15 protein-coding genes are annotated in these 16,661 nt (G+C 65.2%); 10 read left to right on the top strand and 5 right to left on the bottom strand.

Annotated elements, in window-relative coordinates; all coding sequences use genetic code 11:
* Positions 1–20 precede the first annotated feature (20 nt).
* On the top strand, positions 21–1,550 hold the full coding sequence (locus ACOOGG_RS10560; RefSeq protein ID WP_420435004.1) for a sugar ABC transporter ATP-binding protein: 1,530 nt from the start codon (positions 21–23) through the stop codon (positions 1,548–1,550).
* A 67-nt stretch (positions 1,551–1,617) separates the two neighbouring features.
* Here the strand turns inward: ACOOGG_RS10560 and ACOOGG_RS10555 are convergent, their stop codons facing one another.
* Positions 1,618–2,325, bottom strand: a complete 708-nt coding sequence (locus ACOOGG_RS10555) for a gamma-glutamyl-gamma-aminobutyrate hydrolase family protein (RefSeq protein WP_420435002.1) — start codon at positions 2,323–2,325, stop codon at positions 1,618–1,620.
* Between the two features lie 51 nt (positions 2,326–2,376).
* Here ACOOGG_RS10555 and ACOOGG_RS10550 point away from each other — a divergent pair, with 51 nt between their 5' ends.
* Positions 2,377–3,183 carry an alpha/beta fold hydrolase gene (locus ACOOGG_RS10550; protein ID WP_420435000.1) on the top strand — a complete coding sequence of 269 codons (807 nt, stop codon included), beginning with the start codon at positions 2,377–2,379 and terminating at the stop codon, positions 3,181–3,183.
* A 36-nt stretch (positions 3,184–3,219) separates the two neighbouring features.
* Positions 3,220–4,533 (top strand): glutamine synthetase family protein, encoded by a 1,314-nt coding sequence (locus tag ACOOGG_RS10545; RefSeq protein ID WP_420434998.1) that lies wholly within the window; start codon positions 3,220–3,222, stop codon positions 4,531–4,533.
* A 21-nt stretch (positions 4,534–4,554) separates the two neighbouring features.
* Here the strand turns inward: ACOOGG_RS10545 and ACOOGG_RS10540 are convergent, their stop codons facing one another.
* Genes ACOOGG_RS10540 through ACOOGG_RS10525 form a run of 4 tightly spaced genes read right to left on the bottom strand, consistent with a single transcriptional unit; the run spans position 4,555 to position 8,258 of the window.
* Positions 4,555–5,262 carry a type 1 glutamine amidotransferase gene (locus tag ACOOGG_RS10540; RefSeq protein ID WP_420434996.1) on the bottom strand — a complete coding sequence of 236 codons (708 nt, stop codon included), beginning with the start codon at positions 5,260–5,262 and terminating at the stop codon, positions 4,555–4,557.
* Positions 5,259–6,119 carry a catechol 1,2-dioxygenase gene (locus ACOOGG_RS10535; protein WP_420434994.1) on the bottom strand — a complete coding sequence of 287 codons (861 nt, stop codon included), beginning with the start codon at positions 6,117–6,119 and terminating at the stop codon, positions 5,259–5,261. The genes ACOOGG_RS10540 and ACOOGG_RS10535 overlap by 4 nt, the downstream gene beginning before the upstream one ends.
* A gap of 52 nt (positions 6,120–6,171) precedes the next feature.
* Positions 6,172–7,443 (bottom strand): cytochrome P450, encoded by a 1,272-nt coding sequence (locus ACOOGG_RS10530; RefSeq protein ID WP_420434992.1) that lies wholly within the window; start codon positions 7,441–7,443, stop codon positions 6,172–6,174.
* The gene (locus ACOOGG_RS10525) at positions 7,443–8,258 is read right to left on the bottom strand and encodes an acetoacetate decarboxylase family protein (protein ID WP_420434990.1); all 816 of its coding nucleotides are present in this window, start codon (positions 8,256–8,258) and stop codon (positions 7,443–7,445) included. The genes ACOOGG_RS10530 and ACOOGG_RS10525 overlap by 1 nt, the downstream gene beginning before the upstream one ends.
* A gap of 111 nt (positions 8,259–8,369) precedes the next feature.
* Between ACOOGG_RS10525 and ACOOGG_RS10520 the strand changes: the two genes are divergently transcribed.
* The 7 genes from ACOOGG_RS10520 to ACOOGG_RS10490 all read left to right on the top strand — a co-directional run bounded on the left by ACOOGG_RS10520 (position 8,370) and on the right by ACOOGG_RS10490 (position 16,570).
* Entirely contained in the window at positions 8,370–9,581 is a 1,212-nt protein-coding gene (locus ACOOGG_RS10520; protein ID WP_420434988.1) for an acyl-CoA dehydrogenase family protein, read from the top strand.
* Between the two features lie 17 nt (positions 9,582–9,598).
* Positions 9,599–10,639, top strand: coding sequence for a peptidase M29 (locus tag ACOOGG_RS10515; protein ID WP_420434986.1), 1,041 nt, complete (start codon positions 9,599–9,601; stop codon positions 10,637–10,639).
* 132 nt (positions 10,640–10,771) lie between these two features.
* A complete protein-coding gene (locus ACOOGG_RS10510) occupies positions 10,772–11,989 on the top strand; it encodes an ABC transporter substrate-binding protein (protein WP_420434984.1) in 1,218 nt (405 codons plus the stop codon).
* 47 nt (positions 11,990–12,036) lie between these two features.
* Positions 12,037–12,747 (top strand): ABC transporter ATP-binding protein, encoded by a 711-nt coding sequence (locus ACOOGG_RS10505; RefSeq protein WP_420434982.1) that lies wholly within the window; start codon positions 12,037–12,039, stop codon positions 12,745–12,747.
* The gene (locus tag ACOOGG_RS10500) at positions 12,744–13,631 is read left to right on the top strand and encodes a branched-chain amino acid ABC transporter permease (protein WP_420434980.1); all 888 of its coding nucleotides are present in this window, start codon (positions 12,744–12,746) and stop codon (positions 13,629–13,631) included. The genes ACOOGG_RS10505 and ACOOGG_RS10500 overlap by 4 nt, the downstream gene beginning before the upstream one ends.
* On the top strand, positions 13,631–15,523 hold the full coding sequence (locus tag ACOOGG_RS10495) for an ATP-binding cassette domain-containing protein (protein ID WP_420434978.1): 1,893 nt from the start codon (positions 13,631–13,633) through the stop codon (positions 15,521–15,523). The genes ACOOGG_RS10500 and ACOOGG_RS10495 overlap by 1 nt, the downstream gene beginning before the upstream one ends.
* Before the next feature lie 66 nt (positions 15,524–15,589).
* A complete protein-coding gene (locus tag ACOOGG_RS10490; RefSeq protein WP_420434976.1) occupies positions 15,590–16,570 on the top strand; it encodes an alcohol dehydrogenase catalytic domain-containing protein in 981 nt (326 codons plus the stop codon).
* Positions 16,571–16,661: the final 91 nt, after the last annotated feature.

Genomic DNA, 16,661 nt, shown 5'->3' with positions numbered 1-16,661 from the left:
TGAGCGCAACGTCCTGCGGGGTGGAACTGCCCGGCGATGTTCCCGCGGCGCGCTTAGACGGGATAACCAAGTCATTTCCAGGAGTGAAGGCACTCGACGACGTCAGCTTCGACGTGCGGCGAGGCGAAGTTCATGCACTCCTAGGCGAGAACGGTGCGGGCAAGTCGACCTTGGTGAAGATCCTGGCTGGGCTGATCCCTCCCGACTCCGGTCGTATCTTGCTGGACGATTCAGATGTGGTATTCCACGGTCCCCGAGACGCCCAGCGACGTGGAATCAGCCACGTCCCCCAAGAAGTGCAGGCGGTGCCAGATTTCAGTATCGGGCGCAACATGCTCTTGGGCTTCGAAGGGCCATTTGACCGAAAAGGGAAGCTCTCCTCCAAGGAGCGGGAGCAAACCAGGGATGCATTGGACCGTTGCGGCGCTGCTTTCAGCGAATCGGCGCTGTCAGGCCAGCTGAGCATCCCGGAGCTTCGGCTCGCGCAGATCTCTAGGACACTCTTGCATCCCGGCGACGTCATCGTCCTCGACGAACCCAACGCAGCCCTGTCCGAGAACGATGCAGCGGCGATGCTAGACAGGCTACGGCTACTGCGCGACCAGCAGAAGGCGATCATCTTTGTCAGCCACCGGCTGACCGAAGTTCTCGGCATCGCCGACCGGATCACCGTTCTGCGCGATGGCTGTGCAGTGGGCACGTTCCCCCGGGCAGAACTCGACAAGGACAAGATCGTCGCCCTCATGACCAAGACCAGCAGGCTCACTGATCAAAATGGTCCTCCTTCGGGCACCTTCCGCTCCTCTTCGGTGGAAGCGACCAATGGAAGGCCTCTGCTTGAAGTTGACGGACTGACGCGAGAGCCCAATCTCGCCGACGTCTCGCTTCGTTTGCACTCAGGGCAAATCGTTGGTGTGGCCGGAGTTCAAGGATCAGGACACGGCCACCTTCTGCGCGCGATTGCCGGTGTAGACGGGTACGACCGCGGTCTTATCGCCGTACGCGGTCATGCCCTCCACCCTGGCATGATCAGAGGCGCATACCGTGCTGGGGTCGTCCTCGTTCCGGCTGACCGCCGCGCGTCGGCCATCGTCTCGCAGCTGTCAGTTCGAGCCAATCTCACGCTTCCCATCCACTCCGGGGCGAGCCGCGGTGGAATGCGCCGAATCAGAAAAGAACGGCAATTGGCCAGTGAGCACGTCGAAGCGTTCGGAATCCGCCCATCCAACACAGAGATACTTGCCGGTAACCTCAGTGGAGGCAATCAGCAAAAACTTGCCCTGGCGCGAGCTCTGGTTTCGAAACCTGACGTCCTCTTGCTCGACGAGCCAACTCAAGGGATCGATGTCGCGGCCAAGGCAGAGATCCTTGCTCTCATTCGCCGGTTGGTGCAGGAACACGGATTCGGCGTTGTTGTGGCATCGTCAGAGTTCGAGGAGCTGCTCGCAGTGGCCGACGTGATCCACGTTATGAGCCGAGGGCGGTTGGTCGAGACCTTGCCGACCGAAGAAGCCGACTACGAGCGGATCCTTCATGCCGCTCTGCCTTAGTGGTGGGCGAGGCGGGCGAACTCGGCATCTTCACGCCCATGTACTTTCTCCACGGCCGCAAGCAGGACTAGCAAGACGCTCGATCCACCAGCCAGCGGAAGATCGGATCCGTGGGGCGGGTGGGCATCATCTCCGGGTGCCATTGCACGGTCACTACTGAGTCGCCCATCTCCAAACCCTCGATGGTGCCGTCGTCGGTCTGGGCGGTGACGGTGAGATCGCGACCCACGTTGGCCACCGCTTGATGGTGGAGGCTGTTGACCTGGGCTGACGGGCCATAAAGCTCATAAAGGGTGGAGTCCTCGGCGAAGTTCACCCGGTGAGTAGCGGAATGGATGGAAATGTCGAGGCGGTTGTGTTCCGGGACGTGCTGGTGCAGTGTGCCCCCCTGGTGGACGTTGAGTACCTGGATACCCCGACAGATGCCGAGCACCGGGATGTCGGCATCCAACGCAGCTGACAGCAGCCCCAACTCCAAGTCATCGCGTTCCAATTCAGGAGCCAGCAATTCAGGATCGGGATCGGCCCCGTATCGAATCGGGTCGATGTCGGTTCCCCCGGGCAACACCAGCCCGTCGAGCCGCTCGCCGACAGCAGCCGGATCAACGTCGATGGGAATGTGCACCGGAATCCCGCCCGCCTCGATGACGCCGCGGGCGTAATCGGCGAAGTACAGGTCGAGGTCGCAGTCATCTAGCACCTTCAGCAAGCCGCGTACCTCTGAGCCGCGCTTGCGCCGGCCGGGCAATCCGATCAGGGGGGGTTTCGTGGCCATAGAACTGTTCGCTTCTATTCGCTCTTGCCGAGAACGTTAGTTTGGTCTGTGGTGGCTGTCCGGGTGCGAGATGTCGATGGTGCCATCGCATGGCGTGAAGCAGGCAATGGCGATGTTGTGCTGTTCCTCCATGGCTTGGCCGGGTCGCGCACTTCGTGGGAACCCCAGCTTGAGGCTCTTAGCGACCGGTGGCGCTGTGTGGCCTGGGATATGCCCGGCTACGGCGAGTCATCGCCGGTAACCCCGCTCACATTCGAGGCCGTCGCCGACGCGGTGGCCGAACTTCTCGATCGGCTGGGCGTGGAGTCAGCTCATCTGTGCGGGCTGTCGTTTGGGGGACACCATGCGCTGCACACCGCCTTGCGCCACCCCTACCGGATCCGGTCGCTGGTGCTGGCCGACACCAGCGCAGTATTCGGCGGCGACGGAACCGATCCCGACGAGTGGCGCGAATCGCGGACCGCCCCTCTGGATGCCGGGCTCTCGCTGGCCAACATTGCCGACGAAGTGATCGCCGGCATCGCAGCCCCGGGATTCGAGGGGATCGAGCGCGACCGCACCGCCGCCGCGTTCGCCCGAATCCCCGAGACGGGATTCCGGGCCTCGTGCCAGCTGATCCCCTCTCATAATGTGCTCCACCGGCTCTCTGAGGTCGAGTCTGCCACGCTGGTGGTCGTCGGCGAACTCGACGAGGAGACCCCTCCGGCCTATGCCGACGTGCTCCATGCGGGCATCAAGAACAGCCGGCTGGAAGTCATCCCTGGAGCAGGTCACCTCAGCCCGGCAGAAGCCCCTGAAGCGTTCAATGAGCTTGTTGGCGAGTTCTTGGGTTCCTTGCCAGCGATTCAGCAAAGATAAGACAACAAATCTCTCCGTCATGAGAGGAATAACTCCATGAGCGACTACGACCGGATTCGCGTGCTGTGGCCCGACCATCTCGGCTTGGCCCGGGGCAAGTATCTGCCTGTCCACCTGGCCGAGCAGGGCACAGGGCACTGCATCACCACCTTCGCCCTCGGTTACGACCGCAGCCTGATTCCCGCTCCGGGTACCTATCTGCTGGAAGGGCTACCCGACGTAGTGGCCAGCTTCGATCCTGACGAGGTTCGCCCCAGCTGGGAGGACGACGCTACCGGTGTGGTCGTGGGTCATCTGGACTTCAGGGGCCAGCCCTACACCGTCTCAACCCGTTTCGCTCTCCAGCAGGCCATCGCCGCGTGGGCCGAGCTTGGGTATACGCCCAAGGTGGGCATCGAGCTAGAGGCCTATGTGCTCCAGCCCGACGGCGAGGGCGGCTGGGAGCGCTGGGACACTCCCCGGTCGTTCGTCTACGGCACGGGGCGCTCGGCTGATCCCACCGGGCTGATCGACGACATCACCCGCACCGCTTGGAGGTGCGGGTTCCGGATGGAGAGCATCAACGCGGAGTACGACGAGTCCCAGTTCGAGCTTACGCTGGAATACGACGACGCCCTCAAAGCGGCCGACGAGGCGTTCTTGTTCCGGGTGCTGGCCCGAGAGGTGGCCCTGGCCCACGGCCTGGACATCACTTTCTTGGGCAAGCCGTTTGTCGGGGTGGCCGGCAGCGGCGTACATGTGAACTTCTCTCTGGTCGACGCCGACGGCCATAACGCCTTCAACGACACCTCGGCCGACGACGGCCTATCTGCCCTGGCCAAGGGGTGCCTGGCCGGCCTGGTGGCCCACCATCAGGGGCTCACCGCGCTGTGCGCCCCCACGGTGAACGCCTACCGGCGGCTCCAGCCCGCAGAGCTCAACGGCTATTGGGCCAACTGGGGCCACGACCATCGCTGCGCGGCCAATCGCATACCGGAGGCGAGAGGAGCGGCCACCCGGATCGAGAACCGGGTTGGCGACGGCGCGGTCAACATCCACTTGGGGGTGGCCACCGTCCTTCAAGCGGCCCGGCTCGGCGTGGTCGATGAGCTGGAATGCCCCGGTCCGCTGACCACCGACGGATTCGAAGAGGTCAACACCGATGTCGGCGCGGCGCCCAGCCTTGCCGCCGCACTAGAGCATCTTCAGGCCGATCCCGCGTTGATGGCCGCAGTGGGCGACGACCTTTGCCAGAACTTCATCGCCAACAAGCAGGCCGAGTGGGACCGCTATATCGCCGCGGTTGGCGGGGACGTGCCCGGAGGCGAGGTAACCCAGTGGGAGCTCGACGAATACCTCATGTACCACTGAGAAACCCGGCTGAGGGGTGCGCTAATCGGCCAGCACCTCGTCGAGGTACCAGTCGACAAAGGCGTGGCACCGCTTGATGTTGGCCATCTCGTGCTGGCGGGTCTCCTCCATGAGCTGGTCGAAGTCCACCCCGCATTCGTCCAAGTAGTCTTTCGGGGCCAACCTGAGGAACGACTCGACGTGGGCCACGTCGACCTCGGGGTGGAACTGGGTTCCCACCGTGCGGTCGATCCTGATGAGCTGCACCGAGCTGTCGTTGCGGGCCAGCACCTCAGATCCGGGGGGCGGGGTGAAGCGGTCGTGGTGCCACTGCATCCACGGCCCCGGCCCGGCCGGGTTGGGGCCGTCTTCGCCGTCGCCGAGCTCGAACCAGCCGATCTCGGTCACCGGGGACACCTCGACTGTGCCGCCGAGCGCTTCGGAGATCAGCTGTCCGCCGAAGCAGATTCCCAACACGGGCTTGCCCGCCTCATGGGCCTGTCTGATCATGTCGAGCTCTTCATAGATCCAAGTATCGATCTCGGCCTTGTCGGTGAGCGAGCGCACCGAGCCCATGGGCAACAGCAGGTCGTAGTCGTCCATGGGCGGAAACGGCACGGCGACGTTGGGGTGGTCGTAGTCGTGGGTAACAACGTGGATGTGGACTTCATAGCCCCGCTGGCGCAAACGGGTGGCAATCTGGCCGGGCAGACCGTCCACCTCGTGGGCGATGGCCAGAGCGCGCTTCACGGGCTGAACCATAGATGGATCTGTCCTGTCCCGGCGACCGCCTCATATTGGCCGAACTGCTCGCCAGGGGTCGTGCAGTCCGCCCCGCCCAGAGCGCCGACCATGGTCAGGTAATGGCCGAAGAACCCCTCGGGGGCGTGGGTGGAGAACTCGGGCAAGAAGTCGAGCACCCCGGCATGGTCACCCCTGGTGAGGCAGTCGATGACGTGCTCGTCGGCGGCGCGCGCCTCAGGAGTGCGAAGATGCAGAGCGGGATCGGCTCCTTCGTGGTCGCGGAACTGGCGCAGCGGCCAGAACCGGTGGCTCAGCCCGCCGCTGGCCAACACCACCACCCGGCGGTCCAGGCTCGCCACCGCCTGAGCCAGCAGCTCGCCGAACAAGAGGAAGTCTTCCGGTTCGGCGGTCTGGCAGATGCCGGCCGAAATCCACGCCTCGTCACCTTGCAAGAACCCCAGCAGGTTGATGGTGGGATAGTGGACCGGCATATGGGGGTCGTCGATGGCGGTTACCCAGGTGTCGTCCCGACCGGCGGCCTGGGAGGCCCACGCCTCGGCCAGCTCCCGGTCGCCAGGCATGTCATAGGGCATCTGGCTCATGCCCCGGGGCAGCTCTTCGGACGTGAACAGTCCGCACCGGCGGTCGGCGGAAGTCACTATGTGCTCGACGGTGGTGAACCAGTGGGTGTCCACCACCACCACGGTGTCGGCGCTCAGAGGGCCCAGCCGCTCAGCGCCCAAGTCGTGGAGACCCTGGTAGAGCGTGGTGTCCTCGCCGTTGTTGAGCAGGCGGCGAATCGCCTCGGGCATCACCAGCGGCGGAACGTGGGAGACCAGCCCGGCGCCGACAATGGCGCCCATCACGCTGCCCCCTGGATCGAGGGGAGCCGGATTCCAGCAATTGGATCTTGCATCACACCACCTTGACCGGAAGTCGCTTGATTCCCGAGATGAAATTGGACCGCAGCCGGTCGATGGCGCCAGCGGGCTCCAAGCGGCTCACCCGCTTCAGAAGCTCTTCGAACACCAGCCGCACCTCCATACGGGCCAGCCAGGCCCCCAGGCAAAAGTGGGGTCCGTTGCGGCCGAACGCCATGTGGTCGTTGGGCTCACGCCCAAGATCTAAGCGGAACGGCCGCTCGAACCCCCCAGGATCGTGGTTGGCGGCCACGAACCAGACAACCACCTTGTCGCCGGCACGAACATGCGACCCCCGCAGTTCGACGTCGCGGGTGGCGGTTCGTCGGAAGTGCATGGTGACCGACCCGGTTCGCAAGATCTCCTCCACCGCCGTGTCGGTCAAGCCGGGGTCGGCTTGCCACGACTCCCACAGGCAAGGGTGGTTCAGCATGGTCCACATACCGTGGGTCATGGTGTAGCGGGTGGTGTCGTTGCCGGCGGCCACCAGCAGGGTGAAAAAGTTGTTGAACTCCAAGTCGGTCAGCGGCTCGCCGTCGATGGCGGGGGCCAGCAGTTTGGTGATGATGTCGTCACGGGGGCAACCCCGCCGGTCGGCGGCCTGCTCTTGGGCGTAGCGGAAGATCTCGATGGCGGCGGGGCTACGGAAAGGAACCATCCGAAACTGCTCGGTGTCGGTGAGGTCAACCGGAAAATCGGTGAAGTCGGGGTCGGTGTTGCCCAGCAGAGCGTCGCCCCAGGCCACCAGCTTGCGGCCGTCCTCGTCGTCGGTGCCCAGCAGGCGGCCGAGCATCCTCATGGGAAGCTCCTCGGCGATGTCGTGAACGAAGTCGAACTCGTCGTTGGCCAGCGCCTTGTCAAGCACCTCGCCCACCAGCTCCCGGATTGAGGATTCGAAGGTCTCCACCGTGCGGCGGGTGAAGCCCTTGTTCACCAAGCGCCGATAACGGGTGTGCTCGGGCGGGTCCATCTCCATCATGGTGCGCCGGGCCTCAGTCTGCTCAGCGTCCATCTCCTCCAAGCGGATGCCCAGCGACGAGGTGAACGTCTCAACGTCGCGGCTCACTGCCAGGCAGTCGTCGTAGCGCAGGATCGACCAGAACCCGGCACCATCGGCCTCCTCGGTCCAATGCACCGGATCTTCGGCCCGCAGCCGAGTGAAGGTGGCGTGGGGCACGCCGGCCACATAGGTGTCGTGGTCTGTTATGTCAGCGTCATCGGGGCCGAGGTCGGCCAAGTAGCTATCGACATAGGTCTGGGCGCCCATCAATCGGATTCCATCGGGTTGGGGGCGGCCCACAGCGTGGTGCCCCCGGCCATGGAGTTGCCCACTTGCCGGTAATAGCCGCCGATGACCTCGAAGGGCGCCAGGCGGGTGAGCTCCTCGGTGGGGCTCTCGGGCAGCACTAGCTCGGCATCGCCGCTGAACACCGGGCCCAAGTCGGCGTCGTAGCCCCGCATGGTCACCAGCTCGTCCAGCGAGTCGCGCCCGTCCATCTCGATAGACGGCATCTGGCGGCTGTGCAGCATGGGGTGGCCGTTGACGAATCCGGGCGCCTCGGCGGTGCCCTGGATGGTGAACCGGGCCTCGGCGATCCGCCGCCCCCAGGTGCTGAGGGTGGCGCCGAACTGCCCGCCGGGCTCGAGCCGGGGACCGGCTTTGCCGTAGGCCACCGGCCGGGTCATCCAGATCTCGCTCATCTTCTTGGGGTAGCCCTGGATGTGGCCCCGGGCCATGGCAAAGTCCTTGTCCACCCAGATGTAGGCCGCCCGGCTGAAGACCTGGCCCTGATAGGAGCAGCGCACCACCAAGAACACTTCTTTGTACTGGGCCCGAGCCGGGTCGAGGATCTCCTCGAAGCTGTCGCTGCAACTCTGCCAGTCGGCCCAGATAAGGGCGACGGCACCGGGGTCGTCATCAACTGGCTTCAGCGGCTCGGGGAGCAGCTCGGCCACGTTGGCCGGATCGGTGCGGAACTCCACTGTTAGCATCTCGCCCGAGTAGTGCCACGGCGGACCGGGCAGGATGCCAGCGGCACCGGAGGGTGAGCGGGGATACATGAACCCCTTGAGGTCGGCCACGGCGGCAGTATAATCATTCGGTACCAAACGATTCAACCGGACTGTCGCGGCCGGGGTTATCAACAATAGAGTCGAGACAGTGACTGTGCCCTGCGAACACAAAGCAACCCGGTGACTCTTGTCGACCTCGCGGCAGGCGGCGGGCTGCTGACCCCTGAGCGGTCAGCCATCGTGGAGCGGGTTCGAGCCATCGGCCCTGAGCTGGCGGCTCGAGCGGCCAAGTACGACCGGGACGCGGCCTTCCCCTTTGAGAACTGGCACGACCTCTCCGATGCCGGCTTGCTGGGTGTCTGCATACCGGAATCGGCCGGCGGGCTAGGCGCCGACTTCGTGGGCTACGCCCTGGCGTCTGAAGAGCTCGCCCGGCACTGTGCGGCCACCGCATTGACCTTCAACATGCACTCGGCCACCACACTCATGGTGGGCCAGATCGCCGACGACATGGAGTTGAGCTCAGAGGAGCGATCGGTGCTGCACCGCAGAAGAGCGTCGCTATGGAAGGGCATCGTGGAGCAGGGGCACATCCACAGCCAGCCGTTTTCGGAGGGGATAGCGGCCGGGGCCACCGAGGGCTATGCCACCACCGCGGTGGCGGTCGAGGGCGGCTACCGGGTCAGCGGGCGGAAAATCTTCGCCTCGCTCAGCGGAGCCGCCGACATCCACAACGTCGTGTGCGTGGTTGAAGGCGACCCCCGGGTGCGCCTTTTGGGCGTGGCCGCCGACTCAAAAGGCCTCCACATCGAGGGCGACTGGGATCCGCTGGGCATGCGGGCCACCGACTCCCGCAACCTGTTGTTGGAAAACGTGTTCGTCCCGCAAGAGCACGAGTGGATCCCGCCGGGGATGTTCGACCAAGCCGCTGCCCGATGGCCGTACTTCTTCATGACCTTGTCGTTCGCCTATCTGGGGCTGATGAGGGCCGTCATAGACGCCACCGCCGAGTACCTCATCGGCGACGGCGGACCTGCGGCCCGGCGCTCCCACTCCATCAAGCAGCAGGGCTGGGCGGAAATGAACCTCATCTACGACCGCGCCCAGGCGCTGTGCTATCGGGTGCTGGGCGAGTGCGGAGTCGATCCCGAGCCCGCCGCGGTGCGAAGGGCGTGGAGTTCGATGGTCACCACCATGGACGGCGCCCCTGATTTGGCTTCGCTTGCGCTGCGGGTGTGCGGCGGGCGCGCCCTGCTGCGACCGTCGCGGCTGGAGCAGCACTACCGTGACGCCCGGTGCGGCGCGGCCATGCATCCCTGGAGCGTGGATGTGTGCCTCGACCGCCTCGGCCGGGCGGGGCTCTTCGACGACGCAGAAGAGACCCCGGTGTGAGCGATGAGGGTTGATCCATGATTGAGAGCTCCTGGGTCAGGCGATACGCCGAGCAATTCGAGGCCTGCAGGCTGGTTTCCACCGAGACCGCGGTGGTGCTGTCAGAGACCCGGAGCCGCTCCGAGATTGTGCAGACCGCTCGTTCGGCCCTATCGCTTTGCGGGGTTGCTCCCGTCGATGTGGTGGTCACCACCCCGCCCAATGCGGGGCCGCTTCCTATCCGCTCCACCGGGGCATCGGTGGCGCTGGCCGCCAACGCGGTGGCGCTGGGTGCGCTGACCAATGCCGACTTCATCGTGGACTGCACGGTGGAGGGGCTGCTGCATGCCCCAGAGCTCGGACAGATCCTGGCCAGCGGGGCCCGAGTGCTTATGGTCTCCAACGAGCATCCCGAGAACACCGAGCGGTGGCCCCACGACCCCTCACTGGCCGATCGGGTGGCAACCGGGGTCGCCATGTTGGAGCAGGCCAAGATGATGACGGTGGCCTCTGGCGCCGGTACCGATCTGACCATCGATCTCTTCGGCGCGGTGCGGGCCGGGTCGCACGGTTGGTGCGCTGAGCCGGGGACGATCGCCCACTGGCCCGGCGGTCTGGTGTTGGCGTTCCCCGCCGCGGCCACGGTGAACGGAACGGTGGTGCTGGCCCCTGGCGACGTGAACCTCACCTTCAAGGAGTACATCCGCGAGCCAGTGGCGCTGACCGTGGTGGACGACTACATCACCGACATCGCGGGAGACGGGGTTGACGCCGAGCTGTTCCGGTCCTATCTGGCCGCATTCGAGGAGCCCAACGCCTACGCAGTGAGCCACGTGGGCTGGGGGATGAACACCTCGGCCCGGTGGGAGGCCATGGCCCTATGGGACAAGGCCGATCACAACGGCACTGAGCTGCGGGCTTTCGCCGGCAACTTCTTGTACTCGACCGGCGCCAACGAGGTGGCAGGGCGGTATTGCCGAGGTCACTTCGATCTGCCCATGCGGGGTTGCACGGTGACTCTGGACGGAAACCCGGTGGTAGCAGGCGGTGAGTTGGCGGCGGAACTCCGTCCCGCCTGAATGAGGCCTGTTTTGCCGGTCATTGAAAGCTTCTAGGACGAAGAGTGCTTTCATTTCCGAATGCGAGGGTCGTTTGCTCCCAAACGACTTTTGCCATAAAGTTCGCGCAACCTGACCGAGGAGGGGGAGTTCATGAAACTCAAGATCTTGTTGGCACTCTTGGCGATTTTTGCCCTGGTAGTCGCCGCCTGCGGCAACGACGATGACGGCGGGGCAACCTCAGCGCCTGATGGTGCCGCGGTGGACATCGACGGAATCCTGGCCGCCGACTTGGACGACTGCGCCGACGCACCCACCGGCGATCCCATCCGGGTGGGTATGGCCATGGACTTCAGCGACGTTGTCGGGTTCGTGGACATCCCCGGCTCCAAGCTGGTGCCTTTCATCGCCGAGAAGGTCAACTGCACCGGCGGCATCTACGGCTCGCCGGTCGAGGTCCGTGTGGCCGAGGTCGGAGACGACGCCGTGCTGGCCACCCAGGAGCTCCTGGATTGGGGCGCCCACTTCCTGATTGGCCCGCCGTTCGCTGATTTCGCTCTGCCGATCCTCCAGGCCACCGAGGGCCAGGTACCGCTGTTCGTGGCCGCCTCCACCGAGCCGACCCTGGCCGATGCCGCGATCAACTCGTTCCTGGTGACCTTCGACGACTACGGCATGTCGGAGGCCGCGGCCCAGTGGGCTTACAATGAGGGCATCAACCGGGCCATTGTGTTCACCGAGGGCGATGGCATTCCCTACACCGGTGTGAACCCCGACGCCTTCATGGCCAAGTTCGAGGAACTTGGCGGCGAGGTGGTCAGCGTGCAGACCTACGTGTGGGCGGGTGACACCGACTTCTCCGCCCAGGTCAACGAGATCGCGGGCATCTCCCAGAACAACGAGGTGGTGTTCTCTGCCGCCCTCGGCTTCCAGGTCACCGCCCTGCGGGGCCAACTCGAGGGCCAAGGTCTCGACGGCCTCACCTACCTGGGCACCGACGCTCTGGACGCCACCGGCATCCAGTTCGAGGACAACAACGAGGGCATCGCCCACACTCCCCATACCAGCATCTCGCCGGGTGACCGCATCGACCGGATGCTGGCCGACTATGAGGCCGCCAAGGGCGAGGCGCTGGAGAGCCGGGGCTTCATGGCCCTGTACGTGGACTCGATGTTCTTGGGCATCCAGGGGATCTTGGACTGCGGCTGCACCGACCCGGCCGAGATCGGCGCCGCAGTGGCCCAGATCCAAGGCTTCCGGGGTCTGTCCGGCGCGATCACCTTCGCCGGCACCAACGGGATTCCACCCAAGGCCGTGCCGATCAACCAGATCGTGAACGGCGTGGACACCCTGGTCGCCACCATCGGTTAAGGCCAGGCCCTACCACTAGGGCCTGATGCTCACATACGATTAGCGCGATGCTCGAAGTCTCGAGATTGACTACCCGATACGGTGCGATCTCAGCACTTCGAGACGCTGAACTGCACGTAGGGTCCGGTGAGGTCGTCGGCCTCATCGGGCCCAACGGTGCGGGCAAGACCACGCTGTTGGGGTCGATCGCCGGACTGCTCTCCCCCGCAGCCGGAACAGTGGCTTTCGAGGGCGCCGACATCACCGGCCAGTCGCCGGAAAAGCTCCTGCGCCTAGGGGTGGCCTTGGTACCCGAGCACCGGCGGATCTTCGGCGACCTCGCCGTTGAGGAAAACCTGAGAATCGGCGGTATCACCCAGCCTCGCGATGAGCGGGCCAGACTGCTGGACGAAATGGGCGAGCGATTCCCGGTGCTGCGGGAAAAGCGGAACGTGTCCGCCGGCTACCTATCAGGCGGAGAGGCCCAGCAGCTGGCCATCGCCCGGGCCCTTATGTCGAAGCCTCGACTGCTGATGATGGACGAGCCATCCCTCGGGCTGGCCCCCGTGCTGGTGGACGTGGTTTTCGAGTTGATCGAGACACTTCGCAATCAAGGGCGCACCCTGCTGGTCGTCGAGCAGAATGCCACCCGAATGCTGGAGGTGGCCGACCGGGCCTACGTGCTGAGATCGGGAGAGGTGGTGGCCGAAGGCACCGGTGCAGAGCTGCGAGAACGCCCCGACCTGTTCGACACCTTCGTGGGAGGCAGCGGCAAATGACCGAGTTGCTCCAGAACCTCATCGACGGCCTGGGCCGGGGCAGCATCTACGCGTTGCTGGCCCTGGGCGTGGCTGTGATCTTCGGCGTCATGCACCTTCTCAACTTCGCCCACGGCGAGCTGATCACCGTCTCGGGCTATGTGGCCTTCTGGACCATCAACGAGGGCTGGTCGTGGTACCTGGTCACCCCGGCCATAATCGGGACCGCCATCATGACCTCGCTGGTCATCGAACGGGTGGCGTTCAGCCGCGTCCGAGGAAGCTCCGACTTCACGCTGCTGTTGACCTCGTTCGGCGTTCATTTCGTGGTGTTCGCCATCTTCTTGCTCTACGTTTCCGCGTCGGTCAAGACGTTCTCACGACCCGGTTGGGTTACCAACACCTACCCCATCGGGTCTCTGAACGTCGAGGTGTTCGACACGGTGGTGATCGGGGTGACCCTGGTCACCCTGCTGGGTACTTCGTGGCTCATTCAGCGCACCATGTTCGGCCTAGCCCTGCGGGCCGCGGCCGCCGACTTCGACACCGCCCGGCTCATGGGGGTGCGCTCGGACACCGTGATCCGGGGTGCGTTCGCCCTCTCCGGTCTGTTGGCCGGCATCGCCGGAGTCTTCTGGCTCATGCGGGCTGGCAACACGGTGCCGAGCGCTGGTATCACCCCGATGCTCAAGGGGGTCCTGGCCGCGCTGATCGGCGGATTGGGAAGCCTCAGAGGCGCAGTGCTGGGCGGCTTCGTGCTCGGACTGGCCGAAGTCCTGCTGAGATCCCGACTGCCCGATTCGGTGGCCAGCCTCACCGAGGGCTTCGTGTTCTTGCTGATCGCCCTGCTGTTCATCTTCCGACCCCAAGGCCTCATCCGGGTAGCCCACGCGGAGCGGGTGTGATGGCCGAACAGCGCGGCCCGACCGCAGCCCACGCGGGAATGTTCCCCGATCTTCGCCGAGATGTGGCCTTCCCCATTGTCGGGATGGGGCTGCTGTTCGGCGTGTTCGTCGCCGTCGGGCTGTTCTACCAGAGCTTCTTCGGCGGGGCGGCAGAGCGTCTGGTCACCATTGCCCTCATCGATGCCATCATCGTGCTCGGTATCCAGATCTATGTGGGCAACACCGGGGTGCTGTCGTTCGGCCACATCGGGTTCGGGGCCATTGCCGGTTACACATTCGCCATATTCGCCATCGCCCCCTTGGAGAAGGCAAAGCGCATTCCCGACGCGCCGCTGGGCCTTACCGATGTGGACATGGGCTCTTGGGCGGCTGCGGGCGTGGCCATCGCCGTAACGGTGGTAGCCGCTGTCTTCGTCGGCATCGGCCTGACCCGCTCGGGAGCCGAGTCGGGGGCGGTCGCCGCTACCGTCATCACGCTGGCACTGCTGTTTGTGACCCACGAAGTGGCCCGCAACTGGCCGGAGTTGACCGGCGGCGAGCGCGCTGGGCTGTCGTTCCGAATCGGCGGCGCCCTCGGTACCCGAATGCCGATCTTCTTGGCGCTGGCCAGCGCCCTTGTGCTGGCCCGCATCTTTGCCCAAAGCCGGCGAGGCCGCTTGGCCAAAGCAGGGCGGGAGGACGATCTGGCGGCGAGGGCCATGGGGGTCAACCCCATGGTTCAGCAGATGATCGCGCTGTTGATCTCGGTGGTGGTGGTGTCGGTGGGGGCCAGCCTGCGGGTCTATGAGACCGGTTCGATCCTGCCGGAGAACTTCTTCTTCGACTACACACTGCTGACCTTGGCCATGCTGATTGTCGGTGGGCGAAACAGCGTGACCGGTGCCCTGTTCGGGGTGGCCGTCATGACCGTGGGCCGGGAACTCGCCCGCCGACTGGGCCAGGACGGCTTCGAGGTGTTCGGCCTCGGCCTGGACAGCGCGCCATTGGACTGGATCTTCCGGGAGAACCTCCAGACGGTGTTCTTCGGCGCAGCCATGCTCGGCTTCATGATCTGGAGGCCCAAAGGCCTGCTCAGCGACTGGGAGTTCGACGAGTGGCTCTACCGCCGATTCACCCGGGTGCAAAGCGCTCCGACGGTGCCAGATGTCTCAATGAGCTCTACGCATAAGGCCCGACTTGAAGTAACCGACGTCAGCGTCTCCTTCGGCGGATTCCAGGCGCTCTCCCAGTCGGGTTTCGAGGTGGGCAGCGGGGAGGTGGTGGGAATCATCGGCCCCAATGGCGCGGGAAAGACCACAATGCTCAACGTCGTCACCGGGCTCGTCCCCGCCAACTCGGGGCGAGTCCGGCTGAACGGCACCGACCTCGTCGGCACCCCGTCGCACGAAATCGCCCGGGCCGGGTTGGTTCGCACGTTCCAGAATCTGCGGTTGTTCGGGTCGCTCACCGTCCGGGAGAACGTAGAGGTGACTCGCCTCGTGGCCATAGCCGAGCACAACGATCGCTCCAACCCCGAGACCGACGTCCTGGTGGCCGCCGCCGGATTGTGGGACCACCGGGACCGACGGGCCGGGGAACTCGACTACGGCAACTCCCGTCGGCTGGAGTTGGCCCGAGCCGCCGCGGCCCGACCGCTGTTCTTGCTGCTCGACGAGCCCACATCGGGAATGAGCGACACCGAGTCGCTGGCCATGGTCGAACAGGTGCAGACCATGGCTGCTTTGGTGGGCGCCGGCGTGGTGGTTATCGACCACGATCTGGACTTCATAATCGGGATCTGCGACCGCATCTACTGCTTGGACCGCGGCACCGTCATCGCCGAGGGCACCCCCGAAGAGATCCAAGCCGACCCCACGGTACAAGCCGCGTACCTCGGATCGTCGGCGTCATGAGTGAGCTGGCCTTCTTCTACGATCTCTGCCATTGCCTAGGCCTGCCCAAGAGCTGCTGATACGCCTATGCGCGCCGTCGTCCTCGAAGCCCGGAACTCGCCCCTGAAGGTGGTGGATGACTATCCCGAGCCCGATGCCAACGGCAGCGAGGTCATCGACGTCATTGCTTGCGGGCTGTGCCACTCCGACTTGCACGTAGTGGCCGGCGAATTCCCGAGCCCGCTCCCCATCGTGCTGGGCCACGAGGTCACCGGGAACCACCCCGAACTGGGGCCGGTGATGGTGTACGCCCCGTGGGGGTGCGGGCGATGCCGGGAGTGCGCTGACGGATACGAGATGATCTGCGCCGATGCCACCGAGGCCGGCCTGGTGGTCGACGGGGGCTACGCCGAGCGCATGGGCATCGCCGATCGGGCCTACCTTTACCCGCTGGGCGATCTTAACCCTGTGGCCAGCGCGCCGTTGGCCTGCGGGGGCCTCACCGGCTATCGGGCGGTGCAGCAAACCCTGGAGACGCTGCGCCGTCCTGGCCGGAAGCGCCGGGTTCTGGTGATCGGCGCCGGGGGGATAGGTCAGTTCGCGCTGCGCTACCTCAAGCTGTTGACCGACGCCGAGGTTTACGCCCTCGACCGAGCACCCGACAAGCGGGCCACCGCGGTGGCCATCGGCGCCGACGGGGCGTTTGACGCCGACGACGATCTGCCGCTGTTCGATGCGGTGGTTGATTTCGTTGCACTCGATGCCACGCTGGCCACGGCTGCCGGTGCGGTGGCCCGGCGGGGTGTGGTGGTGGCAGTCGGCCTATACGGCGGCCGCGTCCCGTTTGGCGTTGGAGCCGTTCCCCACGAGGCCCGCTTCATGTCCAGCATCTGGGGCACCCGAACACAGCTGGGCGAGCTCCTCGACCTGGCCCGCCGGGAACCGTCCATCATCGCCCCGGTGGAGACCATGGCATTCACCGATGCGCAGATGGCCCACGACCGTTTGCGCGCCGGCGACGTCGAAGGCCGCCTGGTGCTCCTGATCGACCAAGCCCATGCCAACTAGTGGTGTGTCTTGGGTTTATTCGCGCGTGTCCTGCTAGGCATCGAAGCCCCTCGCGGCGTTGCCCCTCCTTGCCGTACGCTCCGGGTATGGC

Origin of the sequence: Candidatus Poriferisocius sp. (assembly GCF_965214065.1) — a bacterium.
Taxonomy (GTDB): domain Bacteria; phylum Actinomycetota; class Acidimicrobiia; order Acidimicrobiales; family Bin134; genus Poriferisocius.
The sequence above is the reverse complement of the archived record's forward strand: the minus strand, read 5'-3'. Positions and strand labels throughout refer to the sequence as shown.

What these genes read in the sequence shown, in the direction of transcription:
- ACOOGG_RS10530 (WP_420434992.1), bottom strand. Translation starts at nt 7,443, where the DNA reads ATGGGCGCCCAGACCTATGTCGATAGCTACTTGGCCGACCTCGGCCCC.
- ACOOGG_RS10510 (WP_420434984.1), top strand. Translation starts at nt 10,772, where the DNA reads ATGAAACTCAAGATCTTGTTGGCACTCTTGGCGATTTTTGCCCTGGTA.
- ACOOGG_RS10500 (WP_420434980.1), top strand. Translation starts at nt 12,744, where the DNA reads ATGACCGAGTTGCTCCAGAACCTCATCGACGGCCTGGGCCGGGGCAGC.
- ACOOGG_RS10545 (WP_420434998.1), top strand. Translation starts at nt 3,220, where the DNA reads ATGAGCGACTACGACCGGATTCGCGTGCTGTGGCCCGACCATCTCGGC.
- ACOOGG_RS10515 (WP_420434986.1), top strand. Translation starts at nt 9,599, where the DNA reads ATGATTGAGAGCTCCTGGGTCAGGCGATACGCCGAGCAATTCGAGGCC.
- ACOOGG_RS10555 (WP_420435002.1), bottom strand. Translation starts at nt 2,325, where the DNA reads ATGGCCACGAAACCCCCCCTGATCGGATTGCCCGGCCGGCGCAAGCGC.
- ACOOGG_RS10505 (WP_420434982.1), top strand. Translation starts at nt 12,037, where the DNA reads ATGCTCGAAGTCTCGAGATTGACTACCCGATACGGTGCGATCTCAGCA.
- ACOOGG_RS10535 (WP_420434994.1), bottom strand. Translation starts at nt 6,119, where the DNA reads ATGGGCGCCATTGTCGGCGCCGGGCTGGTCTCCCACGTTCCGCCGCTG.
- ACOOGG_RS10490 (WP_420434976.1), top strand. Translation starts at nt 15,590, where the DNA reads ATGCGCGCCGTCGTCCTCGAAGCCCGGAACTCGCCCCTGAAGGTGGTG.
- ACOOGG_RS10495 (WP_420434978.1), top strand. Translation starts at nt 13,631, where the DNA reads ATGGCCGAACAGCGCGGCCCGACCGCAGCCCACGCGGGAATGTTCCCC.